General features: G+C 61.4%; 17 protein-coding genes. 3 read left to right on the top strand and 14 right to left on the bottom strand.

The genetic code is table 11. The features are described 5' to 3' along the window. The first annotated feature begins 8 nt into the window (after positions 1-8). A complete protein-coding gene (locus tag O3300_RS26455; RefSeq protein WP_305054564.1) occupies positions 9-1,148 on the top strand; it encodes an OmpA family protein in 1,140 nt (379 codons plus the stop codon). A gap of 55 nt (positions 1,149-1,203) precedes the next feature. On the opposite strand, the gene O3300_RS26450 is transcribed toward O3300_RS26455, so the two are convergent. The 11 genes from O3300_RS26450 to tyrS all read right to left on the bottom strand — a co-directional run bounded on the left by O3300_RS26450 (position 1,204) and on the right by tyrS (position 10,284). After that, positions 1,204-1,662, bottom strand: coding sequence for a YaiI/YqxD family protein (locus tag O3300_RS26450; RefSeq protein ID WP_099668247.1), 459 nt, complete (start codon positions 1,660-1,662; stop codon positions 1,204-1,206). Positions 1,663-1,694: 32 nt separating this feature from the next. Then, positions 1,695-2,750, bottom strand: a complete 1,056-nt coding sequence (gene ruvB / locus O3300_RS26445; RefSeq protein ID WP_034749202.1) for a Holliday junction branch migration DNA helicase RuvB — start codon at positions 2,748-2,750, stop codon at positions 1,695-1,697. A gap of 6 nt (positions 2,751-2,756) precedes the next feature. After that, positions 2,757-3,335 (bottom strand): Holliday junction branch migration protein RuvA, encoded by a 579-nt coding sequence (gene ruvA, locus O3300_RS26440; protein ID WP_034784779.1) that lies wholly within the window; start codon positions 3,333-3,335, stop codon positions 2,757-2,759. 42 nt (positions 3,336-3,377) lie between these two features. Beyond that, positions 3,378-3,917 carry a crossover junction endodeoxyribonuclease RuvC gene (gene ruvC / locus O3300_RS26435; RefSeq protein WP_070253819.1) on the bottom strand — a complete coding sequence of 180 codons (540 nt, stop codon included), beginning with the start codon at positions 3,915-3,917 and terminating at the stop codon, positions 3,378-3,380. 99 nt (positions 3,918-4,016) lie between these two features. Then, positions 4,017-5,603, bottom strand: a complete 1,587-nt coding sequence (gene purH, locus O3300_RS26430) for a bifunctional phosphoribosylaminoimidazolecarboxamide formyltransferase/IMP cyclohydrolase (RefSeq protein ID WP_289913591.1) — start codon at positions 5,601-5,603, stop codon at positions 4,017-4,019. Between the two features lie 102 nt (positions 5,604-5,705). Continuing rightward, a complete protein-coding gene (locus O3300_RS26425) occupies positions 5,706-5,939 on the bottom strand; it encodes a helix-turn-helix domain-containing protein (RefSeq protein WP_008445162.1) in 234 nt (77 codons plus the stop codon). Positions 5,940-6,109: 170 nt separating this feature from the next. Then, positions 6,110-7,162 (bottom strand): tRNA dihydrouridine synthase DusB, encoded by a 1,053-nt coding sequence (gene dusB / locus O3300_RS26420; protein WP_251351002.1) that lies wholly within the window; start codon positions 7,160-7,162, stop codon positions 6,110-6,112. Positions 7,163-7,267: 105 nt separating this feature from the next. Further along, positions 7,268-7,912: a histidine phosphatase family protein gene (locus O3300_RS26415; RefSeq protein ID WP_099665513.1), complete on the bottom strand. Its 645-nt coding sequence runs from the start codon at positions 7,910-7,912 to the stop codon at positions 7,268-7,270. Positions 7,913-7,915: 3 nt separating this feature from the next. Next, positions 7,916-8,554 (bottom strand): YbhB/YbcL family Raf kinase inhibitor-like protein, encoded by a 639-nt coding sequence (locus O3300_RS26410; RefSeq protein WP_305054563.1) that lies wholly within the window; start codon positions 8,552-8,554, stop codon positions 7,916-7,918. 18 nt (positions 8,555-8,572) lie between these two features. Continuing rightward, positions 8,573-9,022 carry a D-aminoacyl-tRNA deacylase gene (dtd, locus tag O3300_RS26405; RefSeq protein WP_099665515.1) on the bottom strand — a complete coding sequence of 150 codons (450 nt, stop codon included), beginning with the start codon at positions 9,020-9,022 and terminating at the stop codon, positions 8,573-8,575. Further along, positions 9,019-10,284 carry a tyrosine--tRNA ligase gene (gene tyrS / locus O3300_RS26400; RefSeq protein ID WP_305054562.1) on the bottom strand — a complete coding sequence of 422 codons (1,266 nt, stop codon included), beginning with the start codon at positions 10,282-10,284 and terminating at the stop codon, positions 9,019-9,021. The genes dtd and tyrS overlap by 4 nt, the downstream gene beginning before the upstream one ends. A 154-nt stretch (positions 10,285-10,438) precedes the next feature. Between tyrS and O3300_RS26395 the strand changes: the two genes are divergently transcribed. Together O3300_RS26395 and O3300_RS26390 are read left to right on the top strand one after the other, a co-directional pair. Then, positions 10,439-11,806: a M23 family metallopeptidase gene (locus O3300_RS26395; protein WP_099403330.1), complete on the top strand. Its 1,368-nt coding sequence runs from the start codon at positions 10,439-10,441 to the stop codon at positions 11,804-11,806. A gap of 120 nt (positions 11,807-11,926) precedes the next feature. Further along, positions 11,927-13,054, top strand: coding sequence for an anhydro-N-acetylmuramic acid kinase (locus O3300_RS26390; protein ID WP_305054561.1), 1,128 nt, complete (start codon positions 11,927-11,929; stop codon positions 13,052-13,054). A gap of 184 nt (positions 13,055-13,238) precedes the next feature. On the opposite strand, the gene erpA is transcribed toward O3300_RS26390, so the two are convergent. From erpA to argC, 3 genes are all read right to left on the bottom strand, one after another. Further along, positions 13,239-13,601: an iron-sulfur cluster insertion protein ErpA gene (erpA, locus tag O3300_RS26385; protein ID WP_029496047.1), complete on the bottom strand. Its 363-nt coding sequence runs from the start codon at positions 13,599-13,601 to the stop codon at positions 13,239-13,241. A 94-nt stretch (positions 13,602-13,695) separates the two neighbouring features. Beyond that, complete coding sequence (locus O3300_RS26380; protein ID WP_077408960.1) at positions 13,696-14,085, bottom strand: polymer-forming cytoskeletal protein; 390 nt, start codon at positions 14,083-14,085, stop codon at positions 13,696-13,698. Between the two features lie 90 nt (positions 14,086-14,175). Continuing rightward, on the bottom strand, positions 14,176-15,213 hold the full coding sequence (gene argC, locus O3300_RS26375; RefSeq protein WP_099665518.1) for an N-acetyl-gamma-glutamyl-phosphate reductase: 1,038 nt from the start codon (positions 15,211-15,213) through the stop codon (positions 14,176-14,178). Positions 15,214-15,226 lie beyond the last annotated feature (13 nt).

The following is a 15,226-nucleotide window of genomic DNA, read 5'->3' as shown; positions in this document are numbered from 1 at the left end:
ACATGACCATGACTATCGCACACACACTGGGCGCCCTGAGCGTGATGGCCGGCGCCTTGCTGGCGGCGCAATCGGCGCAGGCGCAGGACAACACTTTCATCAACCCGGACTGGGCCAACAGCGCCTGGTACCTCGGCGCGGGCGTGGGCCAGTCGCGCGCCACCATCGACGAACCGCGTCTGCGCGCCAGCCTGGCCGCCAACAGCGAAACCGTCACCGGTTTTGCCAAGGACCAGCGCGACACGGGCTATAAATTGTTTGTCGGCCGGCAACTGAACCAGTATGTCGCCGTGGAAGCGGGCTACTTTGACCTGGGCAAGTTCGATTTCCAGTCGACCACCAGCGGCAACGGCGTGCTGAATGGACAAGTGGGCTTTCGCGGCGTGAACCTGGACTTGCTGGGCCAGCTGCCGCTGTCGCAGCGCGTATCGTTACTGGGCCGGGTCGGCATGCACTACACCAAGACGAATACGGAGTTCAGCGGCAACCGCCTGCTGGGTTCGACCAATACGCATGCCAGCGAGCGCAAGCTCAATGCCAAGCTGGGACTGGGCCTGGAATACAAGTTCAGCGAAGCGCTGGCCCTGCGCGGCGAAGTCGAGCGCTATCGCTTGAACGACGCCGTGGGCAACCGCGGCGATGCGGACCTGTATTCCGTCAGCCTCGTGTATAAACTGGGCCGCCCGGCCAGCGCCACGCCCGCCTACCAGCCGGCGCCCGACGTCGCCCCTGTCGTCGCCATGCCGGCGCCTGTCATCGTGGCCGCGCCGGCGCCAACACCAGTAGCGGAAAAAGTGTCGTTTGCTTCGGAGGCATTGTTTGATTTCGATCAATCGACGCTCAAGCCGCAAGGCAAGGCGGCGCTGGACCAGTTGCTGGGCCAGTTGAATGGCATGGACCTGGAAGTCATCGTCACGGTGGGCCATACGGATGCCGTCGGTCCGGATGCCTACAACCAGAAACTGTCGCAGCGCCGCGCCGAAGCCGTCAAGGCTTACCTGGTGGCGCAAGGCGTGGAAACGAACCGCGTCTACACGGAAGGCAAGGGAGAAACGCAGCCCGTGGCCGACAACACGAGCGCCGCCGGGCGCGCCAAGAACCGCCGCGTGACGGTGGAAGTGGTGGGTACGAGAAAAGTTGTGCGCTAGATCAAATTGGCTTTAAAAAAACCGGCTTGCGCCGGTTTTTTTAAAGCCTGCCGCTTTACGCCGGCTTGCGGTGATGCTTGCTCAGATGCCGGTCCAGGCTATTGGCGAACTGTTGCCGGTCCGACTGGCTGAAGGCGGCCGGGCCGCCCGTGTCGACGCCGCCGCTGCGCAATTCTTCCATGAAGGCGCGCATCGTCAGTTGCTGGGCGATATTGTCCTTCGTGTAAAACTCGCCACGGGGGTTCAGCGCAAAACCGCCCTTGGTCAGCACGTCGGCGGCCAGCGGGATGTCGCCCGTGATGACGAGGTCGCCCGGATTGAGCAGGCGCACGATTTCCTGGTCGGCCACGTCGGCGCCGGACGGCACTTGCACGGTACGGATGAAACGCGAAGGTGGCACGCGCAAGCCCTGGTTGGCCACCAGGGTGAGCGGCAGCTCCAGGCGGTCGGCCACGCGGTACAGGATTTCCTTGATGACGACGGGACAGGCGTCGGCGTCGATCCAGATCTGCATGCCCGGCGCAGTCTGTTGGCTGCCTTCCGCCATCACAGTTCCCACGCTTCGCCGCCGGGACCCATGCGCGGCGCGCTGACGCCGAAGTGCAGGTACGCGGCCGGCGTGGCGACACGGCCACGGGGCGTGCGCTGCAGGAAACCTTGCTGTATCAGGTACGGTTCCAGCACGTCTTCGATGGTATCGGCCGCTTCGCCGATGGCCGCCGCCAGGTTGCCGATGCCGACGGGGCCGCCGCCGAACTTGAACAGCACGGCTTCGAGCAGCTTGCGGTCCATCACATCAAAGCCGGCGGAATCGACGTCGAGCATGGCCAGCGCGCGGTCGGCCACCACCTTGGTGATCTCGCCATTGCTTTTGACTTCCGCGAAATCGCGCACGCGGCGCAGCAGGCGGTTGGCGATGCGGGGCGTGCCGCGCGCGCGCTGGGCGATTTCATGCGCGCCTTCCGGATCGATGGGCGCCTTCAGCAAGGCGGCGCTGCGCGTGACGATCTTCGTCAATTCGCCCGTGTTATAGAACTCCAGCCGCGCCACGATGCCGAAGCGGTCGCGCAGCGGATTGGTCAGCATGCCGGCGCGCGTGGTGGCGCCCACTAATGTAAACGGTTGCAGATCGAGTTTTACGGAACGGGCGGCCGGGCCTTCGCCGATCATGATATCGATTTGATAATCCTCAAGCGCTGGATACAAAATCTCTTCCACGACGGGCGACAGCCGATGGATTTCATCGATGAACAGGACATCGTTCGCTTCCAGGTTCGTCAGGATCGCCGCCAGGTCGCCCGGACGCTCCAGCACGGGGCCGGAGGTCTGGCGCAGGTTGACGCCCATTTCGCGCGCGATGATGTGCGCCAGGGTCGTCTTGCCCAAGCCAGGCGGGCCGAACAATAAAGTGTGGTCGAGCGCTTCCTTGCGCTGGCGCGCGGCCGTGATGAAAATTTCCAGCTGGTCGCGGATCTTTTCCTGCCCCACATACTCGTCGAGCTGCTTCGGGCGCAAGGCCCGTTCGATGGCCTCTTCGTTGTGCGAAATGGGCGCCGCGTCGATGATGCGCTGTTCCGTGAAGCTGTCGGTCTGGATGCTCATGCCCTATCAGCCTTTCGACAGCGCTTTCAGCGCCAGTTTGATGCCATCCGACACACCGCTGCCAGCCGGCACGTTTTTCACGGCCGCCAGCGCTTCCTTGTCCGAATAGCCGAGCGCCACCAGTGCGTTCAAAATGTCCGATTGGGCGTCCGGCGCCGCATGCGCGCCCAGCGGGCCAAGATCGGCACCGATCTTGCCCTTTAATTCCAGCAGCAGGCGCTCGGCCGTCTTCTTGCCGATGCCCGGCACTTTCACGAGGCGGCCGGAATCCTGCAGGGTAATCGCCTGCGCCAGGTCGGCAATCGTCATGCCGGACAAAATCGACAGGGCCATGCGCGCGCCCACGCCCGTGATCTTGATCAACTGGCGGAATACGGCACGCTCGGCCGCATTGCCAAAGCCAAACAGCAAATGCGCATCTTCGCGGATGGCCTGGTGCGTGAACAGCACGACTTTTTCGCCCACGTGGGGCAAGTTGTAAAAAGTGCTCATCGGCACGTCGACTTCATAGCCGACGCCCTGGCAATCGACCAGCAATTGTGGCGGATTCTTTTCAAGCAAAATACCGGAGAGACGGCCTATCATCGCGTGTTCCTAATGTTGTGTATATATATGAGGGCCATGCAGCTATCCCACTAAACGGCCGCGCTTCATGCGCAGCCCCTGCAGCTGGGGCGCCAGCGCGCCGATCATGGCCAGCGCATCGATGCTGTTGGCATGGCAAATGGCCACGCCCAGGGCATCGGCCGCATCCGTGCCGGGCAAGCCGGGCAAGGACAGCAGGCGCGACACCATTTCCTGCACCTGTTCCTTGGCCGCCTTGCCGTGGCCCGTGACGGCCTGTTTCACTTGCAGCGCCGTGTATTCGGCCACCGACAGGTCGGCGTTGACCAGCGCGCAGATGGCCGCGCCACGCGCCTGGCCCAGCAGCAGGGTCGATTGGGGATTGACGTTGACAAACACTTTTTCGATGGCCGCGCAATCGGGCTGGTAGGTGCCGACGATTTCGCTCACGCCTTGCAGGATGACCTTCAGGCGCGGCGGCAATTCCCCTTCGGAACCCGTCTTGACAGTACCCGAAGCGATATAGCGCAGCTTGTTGCCGTGTTTTTCAATGACCCCAAAGCCGGTCGTGCGCAGGCCAGGATCGATGCCAAGAATAATCATCGCCAGATTCTATAATGAATACGGCAGGCACCGGTGAATAACCGGTGCCTGCCGCTGAGTTACTGCCAGCCGGGGTATTGAATCCCGGCCTGTTCCAGATCAATGACGGAAGTGACGGGTTCCGGTATACAACATGACAACGCCGCGCTCGTCCGCCGCGTCGATCACTTCCTGGTCGCGCATGGAGCCGCCCGGGTGGATGACGCAGGTCGCGCCCGCGTCGACGACGACGTCGAGGCCGTCGCGGAACGGGAAGAAGGCGTCCGACGCCACCACGGAGCCGGTCAGGCTCAGGCCGGCGTTTTGCGCCTTGATGGACGCGATGCGGGCCGAGTCGATACGGCTCATCTGGCCTGCGCCCACGCCCAGGGTCATGTTATTGCCGCAGAAGACGATGGCGTTCGACTTGACGAATTTCGCCACTTTCCAGGCGAACATCAGGTCGGCCAATTGCTGCGGCGTTGGCTGCAGCTTGCTGACCACGCGCAAGTCGGCGATACCGACGTTTTTCGCATCCGGCGATTGCACCAGCAAGCCGCCACCGACGCGCTTGAAGTCCATGGCGTGCACGCCGCCACCCAGCGGAATTTCCAGCATGCGCACGTTTTGCTTGCTCGACAGAATCTGTTTCGCTTCGGCGGAGAACGATGGAGCGATCAGCACTTCGACGAACAGCTTGGCGATTTCGCCGGCGGTGGCGCCGTCCAGTTCCGTGTTGAAGGCGATGATGCCGCCGAATGCCGAGGTCGGGTCCGTCTGCAGGGCGCGCGCATACGCTTCCGCCGCATTCTTGCCCAGCGCTACGCCGCATGGGTTCGCATGCTTGACGATGACGCAAGCGGCGCTTTGCTCGAAGCCGCCCATGCTCTTCACGCATTCCCAGGCCGCATCCGCATCGGCGATGTTGTTGTACGACAATTCCTTGCCTTGCAGCTGGCGGTAGTTGGCCAGCGCGCCATCGGTGGCGACCAGGTCGCGGTAGAAGGCGGCGCTCTGGTGCGGGTTTTCACCGTAGCGCATGTCTTGCACTTTCTCAAATGCAACGTTGAGGATTTGCGGGTAGGCGCCGCGCTCGGCGTGCACTTTCGTCGGGCCCAGGCTGGTCAGGTAATTGGTGATGGCGCCATCGTATTGCGCCGTGTGCGCAAAGACTTTTTTCGCCAGCATGAATTTGGTGTCGTAGCTGACGTCGCCGGCCTTGCCGTCGGCCGAGCGCATTTCCGCCAGCACGGCGTCGTAGTCGCTCGGGTCGCAGATGACGACCACGTCCTTGTGGTTCTTGGCCGCCGAACGCAGCATGGTCGGGCCGCCGATATCGATATTTTCGATCGCGTCTTCCAGGGTGCAATCGGCCTTGGCGACCGTGCCCTGGAACGGGTACAGGTTGACCACCACCATGTCGATGGTCGGCATGTCGTGCTCGACCAGTTTCGACATGTGCTCAGGGAAATCGCGGCGCGCCAGGATACCGCCGTGCACTTTCGGGTGCAGGGTCTTCACACGGCCATCGAGCATCTCCGGGAAACCCGTGTAATCGGCAACTTCCGTGACGGGAACACCGTTGTCTGCCAGCAATTTTGCGGTCCCGCCTGTGGACAGGAGGTTGACGCCAAGGGCGGACAGGGCGCGGGCGAATTCGAGAACGCCGGTCTTGTCGGAAACGGAGAGGAGAGCTTGTTTGATCATGGCTGTGGCTAGGTGGTTAAGTGTTCTTGGCGAATGGCGCCGCTCAGTCGTCTGGCTGAGGCGGCGGCGGATTCAAATCTTGGCGTCACTTGCATGCCGGCATTACAGCAAACCGTGCTCCTGCAATTTCTTGCGCAGGGTATTGCGGTTGATGCCCAGCATCTGCGCGGCGTGCGACTGGTTGCCATCGGCGCGTGTCATCACGACTTCCAGGATGGGCTTTTCCACGGTCAGCACGACCATGTCATAGATATTCGATGCTTGCTGTTCGCCCAGGTCATTGAAGTAATCTTCTAGACTTTTCTGTACGACTTCCTGAATGCTTTCTTTGCTCATTTGTATGCTTCAACCGGCTGAACACCTGGCTATCCGGTGCCGCGTCGCTCATGCGGTCCGCGTGCTGCCCTCTTGCCTCGGTGTTGTAATTAATATTGCATGACGCTCTGTATATAGGCGCTCGCCCTTGTACTGCTGGTCACTGATTTATGCTGCTTGTTGCTATCTGCTCATGCTGCCGTGGCTGCAGGTTCGATCACATCGATCAGGCCACTTTCACTGGATTCGGAGAGGCGGTATTGTAACCGTTCGCCAAATTTCCATTGCGACTCAAAAAATTGATCGACGGCCAGCAACTGCGCTTCCGTCGACTCCAGCAAGTTCATTTGCTGTCGGAACGCTTCGCCGCCTTCCAGATCCTTGACATACCAGCCGATGTGCTTGCGCGCCGTGCGCACGCCGAGAAATTCCCCATAAAACGCGTAATGGGCGCGCAAATGCTCATCCATCAGGGTGCGGACTTCATCCACGTAAGGCGCCGGCAACAAGGTGCCGGTGCGCAAAAAGTGGTCGATCTCGCGGCAAATCCACGGCCGGCCCTGCGCCGCGCGGCCGATCATGACGGCATCGGCGCCCGTTTGATCCAGCACAAAGCGGGCCTTCTCAGGACTGGTAATGTCGCCGTTGGCCACCACGGGAATGCCCACCGATGCTTTCACGGCGGCAATAGTTTCATATTCGGCATCGCCCTTGTAGCCATCGGCGCGCGTGCGGCCGTGCAGGGTCAGCATCTGGATGCCGGCTTGCTCGGCGATGCGGGCGATTTTCAGGGCATTCTTGTTTTCGCGGTTCCAGCCCGTGCGAAATTTCAAGGTGACTGGCACGTCGACGGCGTTGACGACGGCGTGCAATATCTTTTCGACCAGGCTTTCGTTTTGCAACAAGGCCGAACCGCACCAGCTGTTGCACACCTTTTTGACGGGGCAACCCATGTTGATGTCGATGATCTGCGCGCCCCGGTCCACGTTGAACTTGGCGCAGTCGGCCAGGTCTTGCGGATCGGCGCCGGCGATCTGCACGGCCTTCGGCTCCATTTCGCCTGCATGGTCCGTGCGGCGCGAGCTTTTTTCCGTCGCCCACAGGCGCGGATTCGACGCCGCCATCTCCGACACGGCGTAACCGGCGCCCAACTGCTTGCACAACTGGCGGAAAGGCCGATCCGTCACGCCCGCCATGGGAGCGACGAAAACGTTGTTGCGCAGAATGTGAGGGCCGATTTGCACTGAAGAACCTGGAATGGACGGAGGAACCTGCTATTTTAACCGATTCCCTGCCTAATTAATAAGCACTATTTTTTTGCTCAGTGCGTCAGAGTGAGGAGGGGCCGCTTAGCCCAGCTCGTCCATCGCGGGCGCGCTCAAGTGTTCGATATTTCCCCAGTGCACCAAATGCAGCTTGCCGTCGGCGTAAGAAAAACGGTTGACGCTGGCATTTTTGACCTGGAAGTCGCGCGGACTGTCGAGCGTCATGCCGACCGCCTCGCGGTAAGCGCACTCGAGCACGCCGCCGTGGGCCACGATGGCGATCGTCTGCCCGTCATATTGCCGGGCCCAGCGGGCGATGGCGCCATTTGCGCGCGCATAGAACTGGCGGAAGCTTTCGGCCTGGCGCTCGCCCGACGGCATCACGGCGTCGATCTGGCGCGATTGCCACTGCGCATACTCGTGCGGATAGCGCGCGGCAATATCGGCATACAGCAAGCCTTCGAAGGCGCCATAGCAGCGCTCGCGCAGCAAGGAATCCGTTTGCACGGGTAAATCTTTCACGTCGGCCACGGCTTGCGCCGTCTGCTGCGCGCGTTGCAAATCGCTGGCGATGATGGCGGCCAGCGGTTCGTCCGCCAGCGCCTGCCCCAGCGCCCCCGCTTGCGCGAGGCCCGCCTCGTTCAGGGCGATGTCGATATGGCCCTGCAGGCGGCGGCCCGCATTCCAGGCCGTTTCGCCATGGCGTATCAGTAAAATCGTGGTGCTCATGCGTTATTTCTTCAGGGTAAGTGCCAATTCGGGGTTGAGCGAATAGGCAACGACGAGCTGGGCTTCGTCGAGGATGTGGCCGTACAGGGCGGCGTAGGCTTGCTGCCCAGTAAAACGCTCGGGCAAGGTCAGCTGCGGCACGTCGAGGGCATACAGGCGGAAAATGTAGTGGTGGATGCGCTCGTCATTCCACGGCGGGCACGGGCCATCGTAGCCGTAATAGTCGCCGGCCATGTCCGGGTCGGCGGCAAACCAGCCCGTGTAGTCGTTCAAGCCCTGGCGCAACCCAGTAGCAGTCCCGGCAGCCTTGCCGCGCGGCGTGATGCCGCTGGAAAATTCTCCGGCGGCAATAACCCGCATGGCAGGCGGCAAGTCGAGCAAGCTCCAGTGATAAAAGTCGCCGCGCGGCGCCGTCAGCGGCAGGGCCTGGCCTTCAACATTGACCAGGCTGGCGTCTTGCGGCGCATCGGGGTCGATGCAGAACAGGGCCAGCGACTCGGTGCCGTTCGGCACCTCGTCCCAGGCCAGATGGGGATTGCGGTTGCCGGCGAGGCGCACGCGGCTGGCCGGATCGATCTCGGCAAAGGCATGATCGGCCGGCATCAGGCCGCCATCACGAAACGTCTCGCTCCACAATTTCATCGCTTGCTCCTCTTGTAGTTATTGTTTGGCGTTCACTTGCAGCCAGAAGGTCACCGGGCCGTCATTCGTCAGCGACACCTGCATGTCGGCGCCAAACTGCCCCGTCTGCACGGTCGCATGGCGGCTGCGCGCCTGGTCCACGAAATGCGTGAACAGGCGCAAGCCGTCCTGCGGCGCGGCCGCCGGCGTAAACGACGGGCGCGTGCCGGACTTGGTGTCGGCCGCCAGGGTGAACTGCGGCACCAGCAGCAAGCCGCCGGCCACGTCCGTCACGCTGCGGTTCATCTTGCCCGCGTCGTCGGCAAACACGCGATAGCCGAGCAACTTGGCCAGCAGGGCGTCCGCTTCCTTCTCCGTATCGCCCCGCTCCGCGCACACGAGCACCATCAGGCCGGCGTCGATGGCGCCGATGGTGGCGCCGGCCACGTCGACCTTCGCCTGCGTGACGCGCTGCAGCAGCGCGATCATGCCGTCAAGGTGACGCGCGCAAAGCTGCGCTTGCCAACTTGCAACACGAACTGACCGGCTGCCACTTGCAAGCCCTTGTCGCTGATGACGGTGCCGTCGATGCGCACGCCGCCCTGGTCGATCTTGCGCATGGCTTCCGACGCCGATGGGCACAGGCCCGCCTGTTTCAGCAGTTGCGAAATGCCCAGCGGCGCGCCGGCCAAGGTCACTTCCGGGATATCGTCGGGGATGCCGCCCTTCGAGCGGTTGACGAAGTCGGCCAGCGCATCTTCCGCCGCCTGCTGCGAGTGGAAGCGGGCGACGATCTCTTGCGCCAGCGCAACCTTGGCATCGCGCGGATTGCGGCCTTCCTCGACTTCGCGCTTCAGCTGCGCCAGTTCGGCGATCGAGCGCCACGACAGCAGCTCGTAGTAGCGCCACATCATGACGTCGGAAATGCTCATCAGCTTGGCGAACATGGTATTGCCCGGTTCCGTGATGCCGATATAGTTATTCTTCGACTTGGACATTTTTTCCACGCCGTCCAAACCTTCCAGCAGAGGCATGGTCAAAATACACTGCTGCTCCTGTCCGTACTGCTTTTGCAGTTCGCGGCCCACCAGCAGGTTGAATTTCTGGTCCGTGCCGCCCAGTTCCAGGTCCGATTTCAGGGCCACCGAGTCGTAGCCCTGCATCAGCGGGTACAGGAATTCATGTACGGAAATAGGAATGCCGTCCTGGAAGCGCTTGGTGAAGTCGTCGCGCTCGATCATGCGCGCCACCGTGTAGTGGGAAGCGAGCTGGATGATGCCGCGCGCCCCCAGCGGATCGCACCACTCGGAGTTATAGCGGATTTCGGTCTTGCTGGCGTCCAACACTAAAGATGCTTGCGCGAAATACGTCATCGCGTTAATCTCGATCTGTTCCTTGGTCAGGGGCGGACGTGTGACGTTGCGGCCCGACGGGTCGCCGATCATGGACGTGAAGTCGCCAATGAGGAAAATGACTTGATGGCCGAGGTTTTGCAGCTGGCGCATCTTGTTCAGCACGACGGTATGGCCCAGATGCAAGTCGGGTGCGGTCGGGTCCAGGCCCAGTTTGATGCGCAGTGGAACACCGGTTTTCTCGGAGCGTGCTAATTTTTGCGCAAATTCGCTTTCGATCAAGAGTTCGTCGACGCCACGCTTGGTAATCGCGAGGGCTTCTTGTACTCTGTCCGACAGCGGAAGCGCGGTCTGAGCGGCGTTAGCCTTTGTAGGCGATGCGGTGGTGTTGATTTCCATAAAATTTGACTGTAGATCTCAAAATGGTAGTAGGTTTGCGGAGTTTGCTATAATGCTCGATCCCATCAATCTTGCCGTATGAAAACGAACCAAAATAACAATAACAAAGAGCACTAGTTCACGAATCGTTCAAGGGCAAATTTTAACTGATTGCATGAACCCTATACATAAAATCACAGGCTCACGCTTGTACACACAGCTGACGACGACACGCAAGGCACGCATTATCGGTGCCTCCGCAGTGCTGCTCGCCGTGGCCGCCTTCGGCGCGGTCGCTGTGTCGCCCATGGCGCCCGACGCATCCGATTTGCCGGTGACGTCCATCGCCCAAAACCTGGAAATGCCTGATCTCGCCTCGCAAATTTCCGCGATGGAACAGGTAGACCAGAATTTCACCCACGAAGAAAAAGTCCGCGCCGGCGATACCCTCGCCACCCTGCTGACCCGTCTCGGCGTGGATGATCCGGTGGCCGCCAATTTCATCAAAACCGACAAGATCGCGCGCGGCGTGATGTTGCTGAAATCGGGCAAGCGCGTACAAGCGCAAACGTCCGAAAACGGTGACCTCAACTGGATGCGCGCCACCCTCGTCGACGGCACGGACAAATCGGTCAAGAATATCCTGATCACCCGCAAGGGCGACAAGTTCGTGGCCACGGAAGTGGCAGCCCAGCTGGAACGCCGCGTTGAAATGCACGCGCGCAAGATTACCTCCACCCTGTTCGCCGCCACCGACTCCAGCCTGGACGGCACCCGCCTGCCAGACTCGATTTCCGCGCAAATCGTGGAAATGTTCTCCACCAATATCGACTTCCGCTCCGACCTGAAACGCGGCGACTCGTTCAATGTTGTCTACGAAACATTCTGGCAAGATGGCGAATTTGTCCGAGCGGGCCGCATCCTGGCCGGTGAATTCACCAACCGCGGCACGACTTACCAGTCCGTTTGGTTCGAAGACCCAGCCAGCAAGCAAGGCGGCGGTTACTACAGTTTCGACGGCAAGTCCCTCAAAAAAGCCTTCCTGAAATCCCCCCTCGAATTCTCCCGCATCTCGTCCGGCTTCTCCATGCGCGTGCACCCGATTTCCGGCAACTGGAAAGCGCACAAGGGCATCGATTTCGCTGCAGCAACGGGCACGCCTATCCGCGCTTCGGGCGACGGCGTGGTCGATTCCGTCGGCAGCCAAAACGGCTACGGCAATGTTGTTGTCCTGAAACATTGGGCCAACTACACGACCGCCTATGCGCACATGAGCCGTTTCGCTTCGGGCCTGAAAAAAGGTCAAAAAGTGAGCCAGGGCGATGTGATCGGCTACGTCGGCACCACCGGCTGGTCCACGGGCGCCCATTTGCACTATGAATTCCGCGTTGGCGGCGTGGCGCAAGACCCAAGCAAGCTGAATGTGCAAGCCCAGGCGCCATTGACGGCCGCCGAGCTGAGCCGCTTCCGCATGGTGTCGGCCGACATGATGCACCGCTTCACCCTGCTGCGTCCGAACGACACGGCCCTGGCGTCGCGTTAAGCAACACTGCCTTCGGGCAACAATAAAGGCACCGCCCATGCAAATGGCCGGTGCCTTTGTTTTTTCCCGCGCGCTTTTGTTTTTCCTGCGCGCTTTTGCGTGCGGCACAAATGCGGCACAATGCACCTCACCACTTACGTATTCAAGGAAAACCCCATGCTGTATATCGGTTTAATGTCGGGCACCAGCCTCGATGGCGTCGACGGCGCGCTGGTCGACTTTTCCGACGAGGGCACGCGCAGCCTGGGCGATGCGTACATTCCCTTCCCCGCCAGCCTGCGCGCCGACCTGATGGCCTTGCAAAGTGCCGGCCAGAATGAAATCGAACGCGAAGCGCTGGCGGCCAATCAACTCGTGCGCCATTACGCCGATTGCGTCGCCATGCTTTTAAGCAACGCGGGCATCGTCGCGGACGCCATCGCCGCCATCGGCGCGCATGGCCAGACCATCCGCCACCGCCCGGAACTGGGCTTTACGCGCCAGCTGAACAACCCGGCCCTGCTGGCCGAATTGACGGGCATCGACGTCATCGCGGACTTGCGCAGCCGCGACGTGGCGGCCGGCGGCCAGGGTGCGCCGCTGGTGCCGGCCTTTCACCAGGCCATCTTCAATTTGCCGGGCCACGCGCGCGTACTGGCCAATATCGGCGGCATCAGCAATATCAGCGTGCTGCATGCGGATGGCACGGTGACGGGCTACGACACGGGTCCCGGCAATGCGCTGATGGATGGCTGGGTCTTGCGGCACCTGGGCCAGCCCTACGACGCCAACGGCGCCTGGGCCGCCACGGGCCAGGTCATCCCCGCCCTGCTGGCGGATTTGCTCGACGAGCCCTATTTTGACTTGCCGGCGCCGAAAAGCACGGGCCGCGACCTGTTCCATGCCGACTGGCTCAGCGCCAAGCTGGCCGATTACCCCACCGCCCTGCCCGCCGACGTGCAGGCAACGCTGACCCAGCTGACGGCTGCCAGCCTGGCGCGCGCCATCCTGCGCGACGGGGCGCAGGCGGAAACCGTGTATGTGTGCGGCGGCGGGGCGCAGAACGCCAGCCTGATGGCGGCGCTGGCCGTCGAATTGCCGGGCATGACGGTGGAGTCCACGCAAGCATTGGGCGTGGCGCCCAGCCAGGTCGAGGCGCTGGCCTTTGCGTGGCTGGCCTGGCGCTTTACGCAGCGCAAGCCGGGCAACTTGCCTGCGGTAACGGGCGCGCAGGGCTTGCGGGTACTGGGCGCGCTATACCCGCGTTGATACCGCGTTGATCAAGAACAAGTGTTCCAGAAACACAAATAGCGGATCATCGATCCGCTATTTTACGCTGCGCCTGTAAACCGGCGCGCCTGAAAAACGTTCAGGGCAAGGCGCATTACCGAAGACAGTACGAATAGTACGGCGAGGCAAGGCAACGCCGCCATGGGCGTTTTCTCGGGTGTGCTTATACCGAGAAAGACGAACCGCAACCGCAGGTGGACGTCGCGGTAGGGTTTTTAATCACGAACTGCGCGCCTTCCAGGTCATCCTTGTAGTCGATTTCCGCGCCGACCAGGTACTGGTAGCTCATGGAGTCGATCAACAGCTGGACGCCGTTCTTGACCATGGTGGTGTCATCTTCGTTGACGATTTCGTCGAAGGTGAAGCCGTACTGGAAGCCGGAACAGCCGCCACCCTGCACGAACACGCGCAATTTCAGGTCGGGATTGCCTTCTTCCTCGATCAGCTGCGCGACTTTTTCGGCGGCGCTATCGGTAAAGATGATAGGCGAAGGGATCACATCTTGCATTTCAGCGACTGCATTCATTTCAGACTCCTCAGAAAACATAGCCTCATTATAGACTGTTGGCGCAAGTCACGCTGCGGCCGCCGCTGGCGCGGCTGGCGGGTGTTGTTCCTGCTCACATTTCCGACACGGCCAGGTGCAGCACGGGGTCGGCGCTGTCGTGGCGGCTGAGCTTGCCCTGGACTTGCGCGCCGCTGTGCATTTCCAGCACCTTGTAATAGACCTCTCCTACAATGCGGGCTTTTGGCTGGATTTCAAGCATTTCGGACACATACACGGGGCCGTTGATCTCGCCGCTGACGACCAGGCTCGAGCAGCGCACCTCGCCATCGATGCGGCCCGCCTCGCCCAGCACCACATAGGTGGGGTCGCCCGGCTCGCCCGTGACGTTGCCGCGCACATGGCCGTCGATGCGCAAACCGCCGCAAAACAGCAAGTCGCCCTCGATCCGCGTGGAAGCGCCGATCAGGGTATCGATGGGGTTTTTCGCGTTGCGCTCGAACATGAACGTCATCCTGTCGGGGTACGTGGCAGTCCAATTTATCACAGGTCCGGCAAAAAGGCGCCGGACCTGCGCAAACGCCTGTGCCTATATTTAAGGCATCACGGCGATGTGTTGCAAACCGGCCGTTTCTTTCAGGCCAAACATCAAGTTCATGCATTGCACGGCCTGGCCCGCTGCACCCTTGACCAGGTTGTCCTGCACCACCAGCACGACGACGGTATTGCCGCCTTCGGGACGGTGCAAGGCCAGGCGCAACATGTTCGAGCCGCGCGTGGAGCGGGTTTCCGGGTGCGAGCCGAACGGCATCACGTCGACGAAAGGCTCATCCTTGTATTGCTCTTCGAACAAGGATTGCAATTCTTCATTGCTGACTTCCTTGTTCAGCTGCGCGTACAGGGTCGAATGCATGCCGCGGATCATCGGCACCAGGTGCGGCGTGAAGGTCAGCGCCACTTTCTCGTCCGTGAAACGCTGCAATTGCGCCGTCGTTTCCGGCAAGTGGCGGTGGCCGGCCACGCCGTAGGCCTTGAAGCTGTCGCTTGCCTCCGAGAACAGGATGCCGATTTCCGCCTTGCGGCCGGCGCCGGACACGCCCGACTTGCAGTCGGCGATCAAGCCGCCCGCGTTGACCAGGCCTGCCTTGAGCAGCGGGTAAAAGCCCAGCTGCATGGTGGTCGGGTAGCAACCGGGGTTGGCGATCAGCTTCGCTTGCTTGATGTCTTCGCGGTTCAGTTCCGGCAAGCCGTACACGGCCTGGGCTATCAGTTCAGGCGCCGTGTGGGGAATCTTGTACCACTGCTCGAACTTGGCCTGGTCTTTCAGGCGGAAGTCGGCGGCCAGGTCGATGACTTTCACGCCGGCGGCCAGCAACGCTGGAGCTTGCGCCATCGCAACACCGTGCGGGGTGGCAAAGAAGACCACGTCGCACTGCTCCAGATTGGCTTTGTCGGGCGAGGAAAACGCCAGTTTCACGTGGCCACGCAGGGAAGGATACATGTCAGCAACGGGCAAGCCATCTTCCTTGCGCGAAGTAATCGCCGTCAACTCGACATCTGGATGGGTAGCGAGCAAGCGCAGCAATTCCACGCCCGTGTATCCAGTGCCGCCGACGATGCCAACTTTGATCATGTTCTTTCCTTGT

Source organism: Janthinobacterium sp. SUN206 (assembly GCF_030587305.1).
GTDB lineage: Bacteria > Pseudomonadota > Gammaproteobacteria > Burkholderiales > Burkholderiaceae_D > Janthinobacterium > Janthinobacterium kumbetense.
This window is presented reverse-complemented; position numbering and strand designations above follow the sequence as displayed.